General features: G+C 44.8%; 10 protein-coding genes. 5 read left to right on the top strand and 5 right to left on the bottom strand.

Annotated features, from left to right (window positions below; all coding sequences use genetic code 11):
• The first annotated feature begins 109 nt into the window (after positions 1 to 109).
• Genes BacF7301_RS19435 through BacF7301_RS19425 form a run of 3 tightly spaced genes read left to right on the top strand, consistent with a single transcriptional unit; the run spans position 110 to position 5635 of the window.
• Positions 110 to 1375, top strand: coding sequence for a TolC family protein (locus BacF7301_RS19435; protein WP_167965437.1), 1266 nt, complete (start codon positions 110 to 112; stop codon positions 1373 to 1375).
• 22 nt (positions 1376 to 1397) lie between these two features.
• Positions 1398 to 2492, top strand: a complete 1095-nt coding sequence (locus tag BacF7301_RS19430; protein WP_167965435.1) for an efflux RND transporter periplasmic adaptor subunit — start codon at positions 1398 to 1400, stop codon at positions 2490 to 2492.
• Between the two features lie 17 nt (positions 2493 to 2509).
• Positions 2510 to 5635, top strand: a complete 3126-nt coding sequence (locus BacF7301_RS19425) for an efflux RND transporter permease subunit (protein WP_167965433.1) — start codon at positions 2510 to 2512, stop codon at positions 5633 to 5635.
• A 95-nt stretch (positions 5636 to 5730) separates the two neighbouring features.
• On the opposite strand, the gene BacF7301_RS19420 is transcribed toward BacF7301_RS19425, so the two are convergent.
• Together BacF7301_RS19420 and BacF7301_RS19415 are read right to left on the bottom strand one after the other, a co-directional pair.
• Positions 5731 to 7062, bottom strand: a complete 1332-nt coding sequence (locus BacF7301_RS19420) for a sensor histidine kinase (RefSeq protein WP_167965431.1) — start codon at positions 7060 to 7062, stop codon at positions 5731 to 5733.
• A gap of 23 nt (positions 7063 to 7085) precedes the next feature.
• The gene (locus tag BacF7301_RS19415) at positions 7086 to 7760 is read right to left on the bottom strand and encodes a response regulator transcription factor (protein WP_167965429.1); all 675 of its coding nucleotides are present in this window, start codon (positions 7758 to 7760) and stop codon (positions 7086 to 7088) included.
• A gap of 116 nt (positions 7761 to 7876) precedes the next feature.
• Between BacF7301_RS19415 and BacF7301_RS19410 the strand changes: the two genes are divergently transcribed.
• A complete protein-coding gene (locus BacF7301_RS19410) occupies positions 7877 to 9886 on the top strand; it encodes a glycoside hydrolase family 97 protein (protein WP_167965427.1) in 2010 nt (669 codons plus the stop codon).
• Positions 9887 to 10099: 213 nt separating this feature from the next.
• On the opposite strand, the gene BacF7301_RS19405 is transcribed toward BacF7301_RS19410, so the two are convergent.
• Positions 10100 to 11764: a long-chain fatty acid--CoA ligase gene (locus BacF7301_RS19405; RefSeq protein WP_167965425.1), complete on the bottom strand. Its 1665-nt coding sequence runs from the start codon at positions 11762 to 11764 to the stop codon at positions 10100 to 10102.
• A gap of 281 nt (positions 11765 to 12045) precedes the next feature.
• Complete coding sequence (locus BacF7301_RS19400; RefSeq protein ID WP_167965423.1) at positions 12046 to 13512, bottom strand: potassium/proton antiporter; 1467 nt, start codon at positions 13510 to 13512, stop codon at positions 12046 to 12048.
• Positions 13513 to 13681: 169 nt separating this feature from the next.
• Between BacF7301_RS19400 and BacF7301_RS19395 the strand changes: the two genes are divergently transcribed.
• Positions 13682 to 14866, top strand: coding sequence for a uracil-xanthine permease family protein (locus BacF7301_RS19395; RefSeq protein ID WP_167965421.1), 1185 nt, complete (start codon positions 13682 to 13684; stop codon positions 14864 to 14866).
• Positions 14867 to 14989: 123 nt separating this feature from the next.
• On the opposite strand, the gene hcp is transcribed toward BacF7301_RS19395, so the two are convergent.
• On the bottom strand, positions 14990 to 16621 hold the full coding sequence (gene hcp, locus BacF7301_RS19390) for a hydroxylamine reductase (protein ID WP_167965419.1): 1632 nt from the start codon (positions 16619 to 16621) through the stop codon (positions 14990 to 14992).
• Positions 16622 to 16743 lie beyond the last annotated feature (122 nt).

The raw sequence follows: 16743 nt of genomic DNA, 5'->3' as shown, positions 1-16743 counted from the left end.
TCGAATTCTAATCTGAAATGAGAGCCTTATAATGGCTTTTTTCCTTCTCTACGATTGCAGAATTGTAATTTTGTCGCGAAAACTACGATAAGGTAAAAAGATGATTACAATGAACAGAGTATTTCTAATTTCTTTTTTTCTTCTATTGACAAGGGGAGCATTATGTGCCCAGCAGGTTTCGGGCACGCTGACACTAAAGGATGCGGAACAACGTTTCCTGGAACGTAACCTGTCTCTGATAGCTGAACGTTATAACATAGACATGGCACAAGCGCAGGTTCTGCAAGCCAAACTATTTGAGAATCCGGTGATTTCGCTGGAACAGAATGTCTACAACCGGCTGAACGGAAAGTATTTCGATTTTGGCAGCGAGGGCGAGACGGTTGTAGAGATTGAACAGGTGATTCGCCTTGCCGGACAGCGGAACAAGCAGGTGAAGCTGGAAAAAATCAATAAGGAAATAGCCGAATACCAGTTTGAAGAAGTGATACGTACCCTTCGGCAGGAACTGAATGAGAAGTTCGTACAAGTTTATTTTCTTACCAAATCCCTTTCTATCTATGAGAAAGAAGTAAATTCCCTGCAAGCGTTACTTGCCGGGATGAAGGTGCAGCAGGAAAAAGGAAATATTTCGTTGATGGAAATATCCCGTCTGGAATCCATGCTGTTTTCTTTAAAGAAAGAGAAGAATGAACGGGAGAATGAGTTGCTGACTCTCAGAGTAGAGTTTAACAGGTTGCTTAATCTTCCGGCAGATACCCGGATTCCATTATCATTGGATGAAGAGGTACTGAAACAGCTTGATTTGTCCCGACTGTCATTCGCTGATTTGAAAGCGATGATTAATGAGCGTCCGGACTTGAAAATCTCGCGGAGTACGGTAAGCGCTTCCCGTGCCAATTTGAAATTGCAGAAGTCGATGGCTTTCCCTGAATTCTCGGTGAAAGGTAATTATGACCGTGCCGGAAACTTTATCAATAATTATTTTGCGGTAGGAGTAAGCCTGTCCGTACCTATTTTCAACCGTAACCAGGGAAATATAAAGGCTGCCCGTTTCAGTATCCAGCAAGCGGGAGTACAGCAGGAAGATGCTGCCAACCGTGCGGATATGGAGCTTTATACCGCTTATGCTTCACTGGAAAAGGCAGTGCAGCTTTATCAATCTACCAACATGGACCTGGAACGCAACTTTGAGAAACTGATAACAGGCGTGAACGAGAACTTCAGCAAACGCAATATCAGTTTACTGGAGTTTATTGATTACTATGACAGTTATAAAGAAACCTGTATTCAGTTGTATGAGATAAAGAAAGATGTGTTTCTCGCCATCGAAAACCTGAATACAACTATCGGACAGAATATATTGAATTACTAATATCTATAAATTATCAAAGACTATGAACTGGAATAAATTCCTTCCTTGCATATTGCTTACTACTTTATTGGGAGCATGCTCCGGCAAAGGCGAACAACCGAATGTTGCCCCGGCTGCCTTATGTCTGACGGACAGCTTGCTGAAAGTCGTATCCGTCGATACGGTTCACGTCCAGGAAGTGATAGACGAACTGACACTGAACGGACGGGTGACTTTTAACGAAAATCAAGTGGCGCATGTATATCCGATGTTTGGCGGTACGGTGACGGAGCTGAAAGCTGAAATCGGGGACTTCGTCCGTAAGGGAGAAGTGCTGGCAGTCATCCGCAGTGGGGAAGTGGCGGAGTATGAAAAGCAACTGAAAGATGCGGAACAGCAATTACTGTTAGCCCGCAGAAACATGGATGCTACACAGGATATGTATTTGTCCGGGATGGCTTCGGATAAGGATATACTTCAGGCAAAACAGGAATTGGCAAGCGCCGAAGCGGAAGAGAGAAGGATAAAGGAAGTGTTCTCCATTTATAATTTCTCGGGAAATGCCTATTATCAGTTGAAGTCGCCTGTATCGGGCTTTATCGTGGAGAAGCAAATCAGCAGGGATATGCAGTTGCGCCCCGACCAGAGCGAAGAACTGTTTACGATTTCGGGACTTTCCGATGTATGGGTGATGGCGGATGTATATGAAAGTGACATCAGCAAAGTGTCCGAAGGGGCTTCGGTACGTATCTCTACACTGGCCTATCCCGACAAAACGTTTGCCGGAACGATTGACAAGGTATATCATCTCTTGAATAATGAAAGCAAAACGATGAACATCCGTATCAAACTCAAGAATGAGGATTATTTGCTGAAGCCGGGAATGTTTACGAACGTAAGCGTAAAATGCCGGGCGGACGGAACCTCGATGCCCCGCATTGATTCTCATGCGCTGGTATTTGAAGGGGGCAGGAACTATGTGGTCGTAGTGGAACCGGACCAGCGGCTGCAAGTGAAAGAGGTGGATGTATACAAGCAGTTGAGCAAAGAATGTTATATCCGTTCCGGACTTTCCGAAGGAGACAGAGTGTTGAATAATAATGTATTGTTAGTGTATAATGCTTTGAATGCAGATTAAAAACAGAGAATAGAGTTATGCATAAATTCATAGATAATATAGTGGCTTTCTCGCTGAAGAATAAGTTCTTTATCTTCTTCTGCACGGCGATTGCCATTATAGCCGGAGCTGTTTCTTTCAAGCACACTCCGATAGATGCTTTCCCGGATGTGACAAATACGAAAGTGACGATTATCACGCAATGGGCGGGACGCAGCGCGGAAGAAGTGGAGAAATTTATCACGATTCCTATCGAGATAGCCATGAACCCGGTTCAGAAGAAAACGGATATCCGCTCGACTACACTTTTCGGACTTTCCGTTATTAATGTGATGTTCGAAGACCGTGTGGATGATTTTACAGCCCGTCAGCAAGTGTATAATTTGCTGAATGATGCCGATTTGCCCGATGGGGTGACACCGGAAGTCCAGCCTTTGTATGGCCCTACCGGAGAGATTTTCCGCTATACGCTGCGTAGTGACAAACGCAGTGTGCGGGATTTGAAGACCATTCAGGATTGGGTAATCGAGCGTAATCTCCGTTCGGTGTCCGGTGTGGCGGATATTGTGAGTTTCGGTGGTGAAGTGAAAACTTTTGAGGTGAGTGTGAATCCTCACCAGTTGATTAATTACGGCATTACTTCCCTCGAACTTTATGACGCGATAGCCAAAAGTAATATCAATGTAGGGGGAGATGTGATTACTAAAAGCTCACAGGCTTATGTCGTCCGTGGTATCGGTCTGATTAACGACCTGGACGAACTGCGGAATATCGTAGTAAAGAATATCAATGGTACTCCGATTTTGGTAAAGAACCTTGCCGAGGTACACGAATCATGTCTGCCCCGTCTCGGACAGGTAGGGCGGATGGATGAGGACGATGTAGTTCAAGGTATCGTAGTGATGCGGAAAGGGGAGAATCCGGGCGAGGTAATCGCCAGCTTGAAAGACAAGATAGAAGATTTGAATCAGAATGTGCTTCCGAAAGATGTGCAAATAGTCTCGTTCTATGACCGTGAGGACTTGGTGAACCTGGCTGTCAAGACGGTGACGCATAACCTGATTGAAGGAATATTGTTGGTTACCTTTATTGTTTTAATTTTCATGGCAGATTGGCGGACCACTGTGATTGTTGCTGTTGTCATCCCATTGGCACTGTTATTCGCATTCATCTGTTTACGCGCAATGGGAATGTCCGCCAATCTGCTTTCTATGGGAGCCATCGACTTCGGTATCATTATTGACGGGGCGGTGGTGATGGTAGAAGGAGTATTTGTCGCCCTGGACAAGAAAGCCCGGCAAGTGGGAATGCCTGCTTTCAACGTCATGTCGAAAATGGGACTTATCCGTCACACGGCAAAGGATAAGGCGAAAGCGGTATTCTTCTCCAAATTGATTATTATCACGGCACTGATTCCTATTTTCTCTTTCCAGAAAGTGGAAGGGAAGATGTTCTCCCCCTTGGCATATACACTGGGTTTTGCACTCTTGGGGGCACTGATATTTACGCTTACCTTAGTGCCGGTCATGTCTTCCATGCTATTGAAGAAAAACGTCCGTGAAAAGAAGAATTTCTTTGTCCACTTTATCAATACTAGATGTTCGGCTCTCTTTGATACGTTCTATGCGCATAGAAAGCTGACTATCGGACTGGCTACGGTGGTAGCGGGCGTCGGCTTGTGGCTCTTCTCTTTTCTGGGGACGGAATTCCTTCCGCAGTTGAATGAAGGTTCTATCTATATCCGCGCCACTTTACCGCAAAGTATCTCTTTGGATGAATCAGTGACGCTTGCCAATAAAATGAGAAGAAAGCTATTGACATTCCCCGAAGTGCGGCAAGTATTGTCGCAGACCGGACGACCGAATGACGGCACGGATGCTACCGGATTCTATAATATAGAATTTCATGTCGATATCTATCCCGAAAAGGAGTGGGACAGCAAACTGACCAAGATGCAACTGATTGACAAGATGCAGGATGATTTGTCCATCTATCCCGGCATTGACTTTAACTTCTCGCAGCCGATTACGGATAATGTGGAAGAAGCGGCTTCGGGCGTGAAAGGCTCTATTGCCGTGAAAGTCTTCGGTAAGGATTTATACGAGTCGGAAAAGTATGCGGTTCAGATTGAGAAGATTCTCGCTACGGTGCAGGGAATTGAAGACTTGGGAGTAATCCGGAATATCGGTCAGCCAGAGCTTCGTATCGAATTGAACGAACAGCAGTTGGCACGCTACGGAGTAGCCAAAGAAGATGTACAGTCGATTATCGAAATGGCTATCGGCGGTAAATCGGCCTCACTACTCTATGAAGATGAGCGGAAATTCAATATCATGGTGAGATATAGCGAACAGTTCCGTCAGAATGAAGAGGAGATAGGCAAGATACTGGTTCCGGCAATGGATGGAACGATGGTACCTATCAAGGAACTGGCGGATATCACGACCATCACGGGACCGTTATTGATTTTTCGTGATAATCATGCACGTTTCTGTGCCGTTAAGTTCTCTGTGCGGGGACGCGATATGGGTACAGCAGTTGCGGAAGCACAGAAAAAGGTGAATGCGTCTGTACATTTACCTGCGGGATATTCTTTGAAATGGACGGGTGACTTTGAGAATCAGCAACGGGCTACGAAGCGCTTGGCGCAAGTAGTGCCTGTCAGTATTGCTATTATCTTTATCATTCTGTTTGTCCTTTTCTCTAATGCGAGGGATGCCGGGCTGGTATTGCTGAATGTGCCGTTTGCGGCTGTCGGGGGGATTGTAGCTCTTCTGCTCACACGGTTCAACTTCTCCATTTCGGCAGGTATCGGCTTCATAGCCCTGTTTGGCATCTGTATTCAGAATGGTGTGATTATGATATCCGATATAAAAGCGAATCTGAAGCTGGGCTCTCCGTTGCAGGAAGCGACGAAAGAAGGAGTCCGTTCACGTATTCGTCCCGTGATAATGACAGCGGCGATGGCAGCTATCGGTTTGATGCCTGCCGCCATGAGCCATGGTATCGGTTCGGAGTCACAGCGTCCACTGGCGATTGTTATCATCGGCGGACTGATAGGAGCCACTTTCTTTGCCTTGTTTATTTTCCCTCTTATAGTGGAAGTGGTCTATGAACGGATGCTGTATGATAAAAACGGTAAGTTATTGCAAAGACGTATATAAATAATTTCATTATCTATTCTATGAAAAAAACTCTCATAGATTAAATTGTATGTTTTCAGTAGGTAGAAGTGAGAAAGGGATAAAAAGCGGGTGAATTAGAAAATCACCCGTACTTTTGTCCCTTTTTCTATTTCGGAAGATATTTCCAGTTTTCCGTTGTATGCGGATATAATCTTCATTGTCAGGCTGAGTCCGATTCCTTGTCCTGCATAGTCATGCGTGTTGCTGCCCCGGTAGAAGGACTGGAAGATATGCTCTATTTCTTCCTGCGGAATACCGATTCCCCGGTCTTCTATTTCAACCACGGTTTGCTGGTTGGTACGGGAAAGGGTGATATCCACTTCCTTTTCAGAATACTTGCAGGCATTATCTATGATATTCTTCAATGCTATTTTCAGCAGATAGGGATTTGCCTGTACAGTGGCTTGTGTGCCGGGCTCTTGAATGTGAAACCGGATTCTGTCATTGCCGGTTGTCAAGTCAGTCAGCATATCCTGCAGAGAGGTTTCTTCCATATTATTCTTCAGCAGTTCTTCGTCCTGCCGGGAGAGGAAAAGAAGATGGCGTATCAGATTGGAAAGCCGTTTGCTTTCCGATGAAATCCGTTGCAGGGCTTCCACGTATTCTCCGGTACTTCTTTCTTTGAGCAGGCTGATTTCACATTCTCCCTGAATGGCGGTTATTGGGTTGTTCAGCTCGTGTGACGCATGGCTGACAAAGGATTTCTCTGCTTTGAAAGCACTGTCCAGGCGGTCGAGCATACTGTTCAGGGTGACTATGATTTCTTCCAGTTCGTCATTATTGCCTGTCTTCTTCAATCGCCGGTTGAGGCTGTTGGCACGTATCTTTTTCAGCTCCTTCAATATATGCTGAAGGGGAACAAGGATACGTCCCGAATAGATTTTTCCTATAAAGTAGATTAGGATAGAACTGAATAGCACCAGGAATATGGAAAGCAGCAACAGATGTTCCTGAATCTCCGTTCCGTAAGCATTGCGGGACATGACGAGAACGATGAAATTGCCTTCATTGTCGGGATAATAGAGGGCTGCGCCCAGTTGGTCTTTATATTTGAAGGAGAAAGGGATGCTGTCTTTGCCTGCTATAAGAAGTGTCTGTTGCTGTTGGGTGAGATATTTATTCAGTGTGTCACGTACTTCGGAAAGACTATCCATATTCAAAAGAATCTCATGGGCTTCGGGTAGAAGTTCGTCATATTTGCGTTGGATAATCTGATAACTCTGTTCGTCCACTTCGTCTTTCTCCCAATGTTTCTGTGCGGTCAGGTAGGCTTTTTCACGAAGGTAGGAAGCATAGAGCTTGTTAATATACTGCGTGCTGAAAATATAAAATACAGCAATGATGATAACAGTGGTCAGCACGCTGACTAATGTATAGAAAAGAGCTATTTTAGAACCTACTTTCATATTCCTGCCGATTGGTGACGCATTTAAGTATTCATGATATATCCTAATCCTACAACCGTGTGAATCAGTTTCTTATCGAAGTCACGGTCTATCTTTACCCGGAGATAATTGACGTAAACATCCACGATATTGGTATTCGTGTCGAAGTTCTTGTCCCATACATCTTTGAGCAAGGTGATACGTGAGAGGGCTACCCCCTGATGAGTCATAAAATATTCGAGCAGACGATATTCCTTGACGGTGAGTTCGATGTCTATATCACCTCTTCTGGCCTTCCGGGTATTGTAATCCAATATCAGATTATCACAAACCAGTTGGTTGGCGGCAACTTCCTTGCTGCGTCGAAGCAATGCCTTGATACGCGCTTCCAGTTCCTGAAAACTGAAAGGTTTGACAAGGTAATCGTCCGCTCCCGCATCCAGTCCTTTGACAATATCTTCCGTTGTGCCCAAGGCTGTCAGCATGATAACGGGAGTCTGATAACCGAACATCTGACGATAGAGACGGCAGAGTTCCAGCCCGTTTATCTTCGGCATGATGATGTCCAGTATTAAAAGGTCGAAAGGCTCTTCCTGAAGGATTTTCCAACCGGTGTTGCCGTCATGACAGACGCTTACCGTATGTCCGAATTCTTTCAGTCCCCGTTCAATAAAAGAGGCGATATTTATTTCATCTTCAACCAATAGTATCTTTGCCATAATCGTACTGTTTGCGTGCAAAGATACTTTTTCTTTGCATTTGGCGAAAGAAATCCGCCCTACATTTAAGTGTTTCTTATTTCTGAATTGTATTATATATAAACAGTAGATATGCTATGAAAATAAATCATTTAGTCGGAGCTTTTCTGTGTGTGCTGGGATGTTACGCGTGTAGCAGTCCGAAAACAGAAGTCAAATCACCGGATGGTCATATTAAAATGTCTTTTACAGTAGATGAAAACGGCAGACCACTCTATAACGTTTCAGTAGGTGATTCATTATTCATTGAAAATTCGATGATGGGCTTCACGGAAGGTAACGGAGTTGCCTTGGCAGACGGTTTCCAAATAAAAAGTACAACTTTCGACAGCAAGGACGAGACTTGGACACAGCCCTGGGGAGAGAATAAGACGAACCGGAACCATTATAATGAAATGGCAGTCAACCTGATTAACGGAAGCCAGGTGGAACTGACCCTTCATTTCCGTGTATTCGATGACGGGGTAGGATTCCGCTATGAATACAACGTCCCCACAGTAGATTCATTGATGATAACTGATGAACTGACTACGTTCCGTTTCCGTCAGGATGGTACTTCATGGTCGATTCCTGCCAGTGCGGAAACTTACGAGTTACTATATAAACAGCAACCTATCTCCGAAGTCGAAACGGCAAATACTCCCTTTACCTTCAAAACGGCAGACGGTGTGTATGGAAGTATCCATGAAGCGGCTTTGTATGACTTCTCCGAAATGACTCTGAAGCAGGCAGGTAACTATACATTGAAAGCGGAGCTTACCCCGTGGCCTGATGGTATCAAGGTGCGCAAAGGCAACCATTTCACTACTTCCTGGCGTACCATTCAGATTGCTCCCGAAGCTGTCGGACTTATCAATTCTTCATTGATTCTGAATCTGAATGATCCTTGTGTACTGGAAACTACCGACTGGATTCGTCCGTTGAAGTATGTCGGAGTCTGGTGGGGAATGCATCTCGGCGTAGAAACCTGGAAGATGGACGAACGTCACGGAGCCACCACGGTCAACGCTAAAAAATATATAGACTTCGCAGCCGCCAATAATATAGAAGGTGTCCTGTTTGAAGGCTGGAACGAAGGTTGGGAAAGTTGGGGCGGTATGCAGAACTTTGACTTTACGAAGCCTTATGCCGATTTTGATATTGACGAGATAGTCCGTTATGCCAAAGAGAAAGGCATTGAAATCATCGGCCACCATGAGACGGGTGGAAATATCCCTAACTATGAGCGTCAAATGGACCATGCGATGCAATGGTACACTGACCATGGCATTTCTATTTTGAAAACCGGTTATGCAGGAGCTTTCCCGGACGGACTTTCACATCACGGACAGTATGGAGTCAACCACTATCAGAAAGTGGTAGAAACGGCTGCCCGTCACAAAATGACGCTCGATGCACACGAACCGATTAAGGATACCGGAATTCGCCGTACATGGCCAAATATGATGACTCGCGAGGGTGCCCGTGGGATGGAATGGAACGCATGGAGCGAGGGCAATCCGCCTTCCCATCATGTGATGCTGCCGTTTACCCGTCTGTTGTCCGGACCGATGGATTATACTCCGGGAACTTTTGACATTCTGTTCTTGCAAACAAAAGATTCTCCTCGTCGTCAGAAGTGGAACGACCAAGATAAGGGAAACAGCCGTGTGAATACCACTTTGGCAAAACAGATAGCTAACTGGGTAATTCTGTATTCTCCTTTGCAAATGGCTTCTGACATGATAGAACATTATGAAGGACATCCTGCTTTCCAGTTCTTCCGTGATTTTAATCCTGATTGTGACGAATCGAAAGCATTGGCAGGTGAACCGGGAGAATTCGTAGCAGTTGTGCGTAAAGCAAAAGGCAACTATTTCCTGGGAGCAGCTACCGACGAGAAACCGCGTACATTGGAAATAAAACTGGACTTCCTGGAACCGGGCAAGCAGTATAAAGCCACCATCTATGCCGATGGAGAAAAGGCGGACTGGAAAACGAATCCTACGGATTATCAGATAACAGAGCAAACGGTGACTTCCGAAAATGTATTGACTGTACGGATGGCTGCCGGCGGTGGACAGGCTGTTTCATTCATGCCGCTTTAACGAAGAATCAATTGAAAATAGATTAGGTTAACAATAGTAGAGACAATAGGTTTAGTCTTTTTGAGGTAAGAAGATTGTTAGGAAATAAAGAAGATTGTCAGGAAGATAATAGGTATAAATAAAGTTGGTTAAGAGGTTTGAAAAAAACGGTGGACAGTACTGCAAGGCTGTTCACCGTTTTAGTTTTATATCTTATCGGTTTCTGCGATTGGATTATCCTTTCGCTTCCTGGTACATGAAGCGTTTGATTGATTTCTTTGCGGTCTTTTCAAATTCCTCGAAATGGATTTTAATCTTGCTTATTTGAGAATAGTTTGGAAGCTGCTGATTCAGTTCGATACGGTTCTGTTCCATCACTTTCTGAATATCCGCTTGCTGCAATCCATGAGCAAAAGCATCATCAAAATCAGGATAGATAAGAGCTACCAGCTTTTCATGCTGCAGAACGATGATTGATTCCGATACATACGGCAGGTTGTTCAATTTGCTTTCAATCTCTTCAGGATAGATATTCTGTCCGCTTGAAGTAAGAAGCAGATTTTTGCTACGGCCGCGGACGGTTACGTATCCTTCTTCATCCATTGTTCCGAGGTCGCCCGTATGCAGCCAACCGTGTACATCTATGATTTGTGCAGTAGCTTCGGGATTTTTGTAGTATCCCAACATCATATTGGTTCCTCTGCAAATGATTTCTCCGGCATGGGTTTTGGGGTCCGGCGAATCAATCTTTACTTCCATACGTGTCGTTGCCTTTCCGCAGGAAGCCAGTTTCAACGTTTCCCAACGGCTCGAGCAGATAATAGGGCCACATTCGGTCATACCGTAAGCGATGGTATAGGGGAATCCTATCTTTTGAAGGAAAGCTTCCACTTCGACATTGAAAGGAGCACCGCCGATAATGATTTCATCAAAGTTACCACCGAATATTTCCATAGCGGCCTGACGTGCCAAAGACTTGATTTTATCATTGACAATAGGCACTTTGAGCAATAACTTACCAATCTTGCTGTCCACTTTAGGCAGAATATCCTTCTTGATAATCTTTTCTACAATCAAAGGCACACAAGAGATTACTCTTGGCTTGATTTCCGCAAACGATTGGGCAATGATTTTCGGAGACGGCATACGCGTCAGGAAGTAGATATGCGCACCTGCCGAGAATCCGTACAGGAAGTCGTACACCATACCGAATACGTGTCCCATAGGAAGCATGGAAACGATGTTGTCTCCCGGCTTAAGCGGAAGCATCTCGAAGCAATACGCCACGTTTGACCAAATGCTGCGGTAGGGGAGCATGACTCCTTTTGAATATCCCGTAGTGCCCGAAGTATAGTTGATAATCGCTAACTCTTCCGGTCTGTCTTTCCGGTAACAGATATGTTCAGGGCGGAAATTCTTGGGATACTGCTGCCCATAAATAGCGTTCCGATGTTCAAAGGCATAAGTGAGTTTCTCGTTCCGTGATACTAAAGCGGAGAAGTCTGTCAGTGAAGCGATACCTTCCAGTAAAGGCATGGCATCTTCATTCAGATTTTCCCAAGCCTGGTCGCCCACGAAAAGTAGTTTGGCTTCGGAGTGATTGACAATATTATGAATGTTGTCCGCCTTGAACTCATGCAGGATAGGCACGATAACGGCTCCATAAGTAATAGTGGCTAAGAAAGTAACTGCCCAGTGGGCACTGTTGCGTCCGCAGACTGCTATTTTATCTCCCGGCTGAATTCCGGCGCTTTCCAGTACGATGTGAAATTTAGCGATTTTACGCGCTACGTCTTTATATTGAAGGGTGATTCCTTTATAGTCAGTTAAGGCATCTTTGTCCCAGTTTTTGATGATACTTTGCTCAATATAATCAATGAACTGATGTTCTTGTTCCATTCGATTCTTGCACATTTAGTTTAAAACTGCGCAAAATTAATACTTCAGATGTGTAAACCGAATTTTAAATTCAAGTTTTACGGTTAATTAACGGTGACTGACCGAACAATTTCTTTCGACCTGCCGGCGGGCTTTTCCTGTTTCTTCCTTAAAACTAATTGATGGGTATACCTGAAACGTTTCGTCTCCATGCGTGAAGACGAAATGAACGTCGTGTGAGGACGAAAGATTTCACGCATGGAGACGAATAAGTTTTTGTATAAAGGATTTCTTTTCAGATGTTAGGTGGATTCTATTTCTTCCTCTTTGGATTTCTCGGAAATGAGCAATAGTTTATCCCCCTCGTGCAGCTTCAATGTTCCGTTAGGAATCAGGAACTCATCTCCACGTTTCACAATCATTACCAGTGTGCCTTTGGGAAGATTCATATCCTTCAATGTATCTGCTTCTTCCAGCATTTCGCGGGTAATTGTCATGTCGCTTAGGTCGGAATCAATTTCTTCCGGGAGTTCGACACCGAAGTCATTGCCTGTTTTCTCCAAAGGTTCGGAGAGATGCAGTAGACGTGCCACAAAAGAAATGGTAGTACCCTGTACGACCAGTGAGACAATGGTAATGAAGAACACGATATTGAAGATAATATTCGAACCTTCGACTCCTGCAACCACCGGATAAGTGGCGAAGATGATAGGGACCGCTCCGCGCAATCCCACCCAGGACACGAACAAACGTGATTTCATCGTTATTTTTCGGAACGGGAGCAAGCAGAGGAATACGCTTAACGGACGACCGATAACAATCATAAATACGCCAATCAGCAAAGCGACGACAGCTACTTCCAGCATCTCATGCGGATTGACAAGCAATCCCAGGCAAAGGAACATAATGATTTGAAACAGCCACGTCAGTCCGTCCATAAATGTATAGATTTCCTTACGATGCATGATTTTGTTGTTTCCTACCATTATACCGGCGATATATACTGCCAGATATCCATTACCTTTCAGCAAGTCGGTGATGGCGAAAGTAAAGAAAACAAAAGCCAGTAACAGGATAGGGTATAACGCTTGATTGTCAATATTAAGCTTGTTCAACATGCGGATAGCCAGTTTGCCGAGTAAATATCCGGCAGCGGCACCTACAATAAACTGAATGATAAACGACATTGCGATAGCGCCGACTCCCATGCCTGCCGATTGGATAAACTGTATCAGGACGATAGTAAGCATATAAGCCATCGGGTCATTACTTCCACTTTCCAGCTCCAGCATAGGGCGGAGATTGTGCTTTAAGTTCATCTTTTGTGAACGAAGAATGGCGAACACCGAAGCTGAGTCGGTTGACGACATGGTAGCTGCCAGTAGCAGCGAAGTAGTGATAGGTAAATAAATGTTCGTCCAACTCATGCCGGATAACCACCAAATAAAGAGGCCGGTGAAAAGGGCTGTTAGTAGTACTCCGACAGTGGAAAGCACGATACCGGGACCTAATATAGGTTTTATTTCTCTGAATTTCGTGTCCATACCACCCGAGAAAAGGATGATACTCAAGGCGACCATACCGATGAACTGCGCCTCTTTGGCATTATGAAACTGGAGTCCGAAACCGTCGCTTCCGAATATCATTCCCACTACAAGGAACAGTAATAAGGTGGGTACTCCAAAGCGGTATCCGGTCTTTCCAACGACAATGCTGACGAAAAGTAAGATAGAACCGATAAGTAAGGTGTTTTCTGCTGTAAATATCATAGGCAATATATTATAAAGTTATAAAATTGTCGTATTGGTTTTCACTGTGCGAAGTTACACATTATTAACAACAAATAAAACCCCTGTTTGGATGTATTTTTGTCAAAAAAGGTAGTTAAATTGTCTAAAAAGATTAATTTTGCACTCACATTTTAGACAATCTACTTTTATGGATGCAAATAATCTTACACCTTTGAGGAAAGGAGTGGTGGGAGTACAATTCTTGTTTGTAGCTTTCGGAGCTACGGTACTCGTGCCGTTATTAGTGGGGCTCGACCCCTCGACAGCCCTGTTTACAGCAGGTATCGGTACGCTCATCTTTCATGCGGTCACCCGTGGAAAAGTTCCTATCTTCTTAGGAAGTAGTTTTGCCTTTATAGCGCCTATTATCAAAGCGACGGAGCTTTACGGACTGCCCGGCACATTGTCCGGGATGGTCGGGGTGGCATTGGTTTATTTTGTGATGAGCGCGCTTGTCAAATGGCAGGGAGTACGGGTGATTGAACGCCTCTTTCCGCCTGTTGTCATAGGGCCTGTGATTATTCTTATCGGTCTGTCATTGGCAGGAACCGGGGTAAACATGGCAAAGGAGAACTGGGTGCTGGCTTTACTATCGTTGGTCACTGCGGTCGTTGTCTCCATGAAGGCGAAAGGGCTTTTGAAGTTGATTCCTATCTTTTGCGGGATTATAGTCGGTTATCTGGCAGCCTGGCTTTTTTATGATTTGGATTTGTCGGGTGTCAGGGATGCCGCCTGGCTGGGATTTCCACAGTTCGTTTTTCCTAAATTCTCCTGGGAGCCTATCCTGTTTATGATTCCGGTAGCGATTGCTCCGGTGATAGAACATATCGGAGATGTGTATGTGGTGAACACCGTCACGGGCAAAGACTTTGTGAAAGACCCTGGTCTGCATCGTACTTTGCTGGGAGACGGGTTGGCTTGCTGCTTTGCGGGACTGGTGGGTGGACCGCCGGTCACTACTTATTCGGAAGTGACAGGAGCCATGTCATTGACGAAAATCACGAATCCGCAAGTCATACGGATTGCCGCTATTTCTGCTATCTTATTCTCCGTGATAGGAAAAATCAGTGCACTTTTGAAATCCATTCCAAGTGCGGTATTAGGTGGAATCATGCTTCTGCTCTTTGGTACGATTGCTTGTGCGGGAATTGCCAATCTGGTGAATAATTGCATAGACTTGAGCCGTACACGGAATATTATCATTGTATCATTAACGCTGACTGTCGGTATCGGCGGTGCTGCTTTTAGTTGGGGTGATTTTTCCCTGTCGGGCATCGGACTGGCAGCCTTGGTGGGAGTACTTCTGAATCTGATATTGCCTAAGGACGATTAATGAAATCTCCATCCTTATTAGAAGAATCGGCAAGATACTGATAGATGAAAAAAGGCAGGCTCGAATAATACTATCTGTATGATTCGAGCCTGAATTCTTAAGGTTTAGGGATGAAAATCCTGTTTATGACAGGAACTTCATTATATCTTCGTCCACACTGCTGATACCGCCGATTCCGAATTGTTCAATCAACACATTCTTTACATTCGGTGAAAGGAAAGCCGGAAGAGTGGGGCCGAGGTGGATATTTTTCACTCCCAATGCCAATAGGGCTAACAATACGATAACCGCTTTCTGCTCATACCAGGCAATATTGTAAACAATGGGCAGTTTATTGACATCGTCCAAACCGAAGATTTCTTTCAGTTTCAGTGCGATAACCGCCAATGAGTAACTGTCGTTACATTGTCCTGCATCCAGTACGCGGGGAATTCCGTTTATATCACCCAAAGCCAATTTATTGTACCGGTATTTGGCGCAACCGGCAGTCAGGATAACGGTATCCTTTGGTAACTTCTGCGCAAATTCCGTATAATACTCACGGCTTTTCATACGTCCGTCGCATCCTGCCATGACAAAGAACTTGCGGATAGCTCCACTCTTGACAGCATCTACCACTTTATCAGCCAGCGCTGTCACCTGTGCATGAGCGAATCCACCGATAAGTGTTCCGTTTTCGATAGCTACGGGTGGTTGGCATTGCTTGGCATGGGCAATCAGTGCGGAGAAGTCTTTCGGTTTTCCGTCTTTCCGTTCAGGGATATAATGTGCGCCTTCCAGTCCGCAGGCTCCTGTGATATAAATACGGTCTTTATAAGTGGCATTCGCACGCGGGGGAACGATACAGTTGCTGGTAAACAAGACAGGGCCGTTGAAACTTTCGAATTCTTCTTTCTGTTTCCACCAGGCATTTCCATAGTTCCCCGCCAGATGCTTGTATTTCTTCAGTTGCGGATAGTAATGTGCGGGAAGCATTTCGCTGTGGGTATATACATCTACTCCCGTACCTTCGGTTTGTTCCAACAGTTCTTCGAGGTCTTTCAGGTCATGTCCGCTGATAAGAATACCCGGATTGTTGCGGACACCGATATTTACTTCGGTGATTTCCGGATTTCCGTAACTGCTTGTATTGGCTTTGTCCAGTTGTGCCATAGCAGATACGCCATGTTTCCCTGTTTCCAAAGTCAGTTGTACCAACTCTTCCACGGTAATATCATTACGGGTTAATTCTGCTAATGCGTGTTGCATAAAGGCAAAGATTTCCGGTGACTGGTAACCCAGGTTATTGGCATGCTCTACGTAAGCCGCCATTCCTTTCAGTCCGTAGTGTACCAGTTCTTTCAGTGAACGGATATCTTCGTTCGGGGTACGAAGTACGCCTACGGTCTTCGACTTTTCTTCAAACTCATCTTCGCTGCCATCCCAAAGACATTCGTCGGGAGCATTTTGAATCGTTACCTTGCTGCCGAGTTCTTTTTTCAGCTTCAATCCTTCTTTGATTTTCCGGGTGATGGCATCCTTGTCAAAGTTGGCGTTGGTGATGGTGATAAACAGGGCATCGTAGATAAATTTGTCTGCAGTTTCGGAAGGATGTCCCTCTTTGCGCAGGTGCTCGTTGTAGACGGCAATTCCCCGTACTACAAAGAGCAACAGGTCTTGCAGGTTAGCCACTTCGGATGTTTTACCGCATACTCCTTTCAGGGTACAACCTGTACCCATTGCAGTCTCTTGACATTGATAACAGAACATACTCATAACTTTTACGTTTTAATTAGTCTTATAGTTTATTGAACGCAAAAGTAGGGGAAAGGTTGAACGTAATTCTGTAACCAATGTTACAAGGGCGAATATTTTTTATATCTTTCCCGGATTTCCTA

This window comes from Bacteroides faecium (genome assembly GCF_012113595.1).
GTDB lineage: Bacteria > Bacteroidota > Bacteroidia > Bacteroidales > Bacteroidaceae > Bacteroides > Bacteroides faecium.
The sequence above is the reverse complement of the archived record's forward strand: the minus strand, read 5'-3'. Positions and strand labels throughout refer to the sequence as shown.

Excerpts from the sequence above, each read along its gene's own strand:
- BacF7301_RS19415 (WP_167965429.1), bottom strand. The coding sequence starts at position 7,760 with ATGGCAAAGATACTATTGGTTGAAGATGAAATAAATATCGCCTCTTTT.
- BacF7301_RS19435 (WP_167965437.1), top strand. The coding sequence starts at position 110 with ATGAACAGAGTATTTCTAATTTCTTTTTTTCTTCTATTGACAAGGGGA.
- BacF7301_RS19420 (WP_167965431.1), bottom strand. The coding sequence starts at position 7,062 with ATGAAAGTAGGTTCTAAAATAGCTCTTTTCTATACATTAGTCAGCGTG.
- BacF7301_RS19425 (WP_167965433.1), top strand. The coding sequence starts at position 2,510 with ATGCATAAATTCATAGATAATATAGTGGCTTTCTCGCTGAAGAATAAG.
- BacF7301_RS19395 (WP_167965421.1), top strand. The coding sequence starts at position 13,682 with ATGGATGCAAATAATCTTACACCTTTGAGGAAAGGAGTGGTGGGAGTA.
- BacF7301_RS19400 (WP_167965423.1), bottom strand. The coding sequence starts at position 13,512 with ATGATATTTACAGCAGAAAACACCTTACTTATCGGTTCTATCTTACTT.
- BacF7301_RS19405 (WP_167965425.1), bottom strand. The coding sequence starts at position 11,764 with ATGGAACAAGAACATCAGTTCATTGATTATATTGAGCAAAGTATCATC.
- BacF7301_RS19430 (WP_167965435.1), top strand. The coding sequence starts at position 1,398 with ATGAACTGGAATAAATTCCTTCCTTGCATATTGCTTACTACTTTATTG.
- BacF7301_RS19410 (WP_167965427.1), top strand. The coding sequence starts at position 7,877 with ATGAAAATAAATCATTTAGTCGGAGCTTTTCTGTGTGTGCTGGGATGT.
- hcp (WP_167965419.1), bottom strand. The coding sequence starts at position 16,621 with ATGAGTATGTTCTGTTATCAATGTCAAGAGACTGCAATGGGTACAGGT.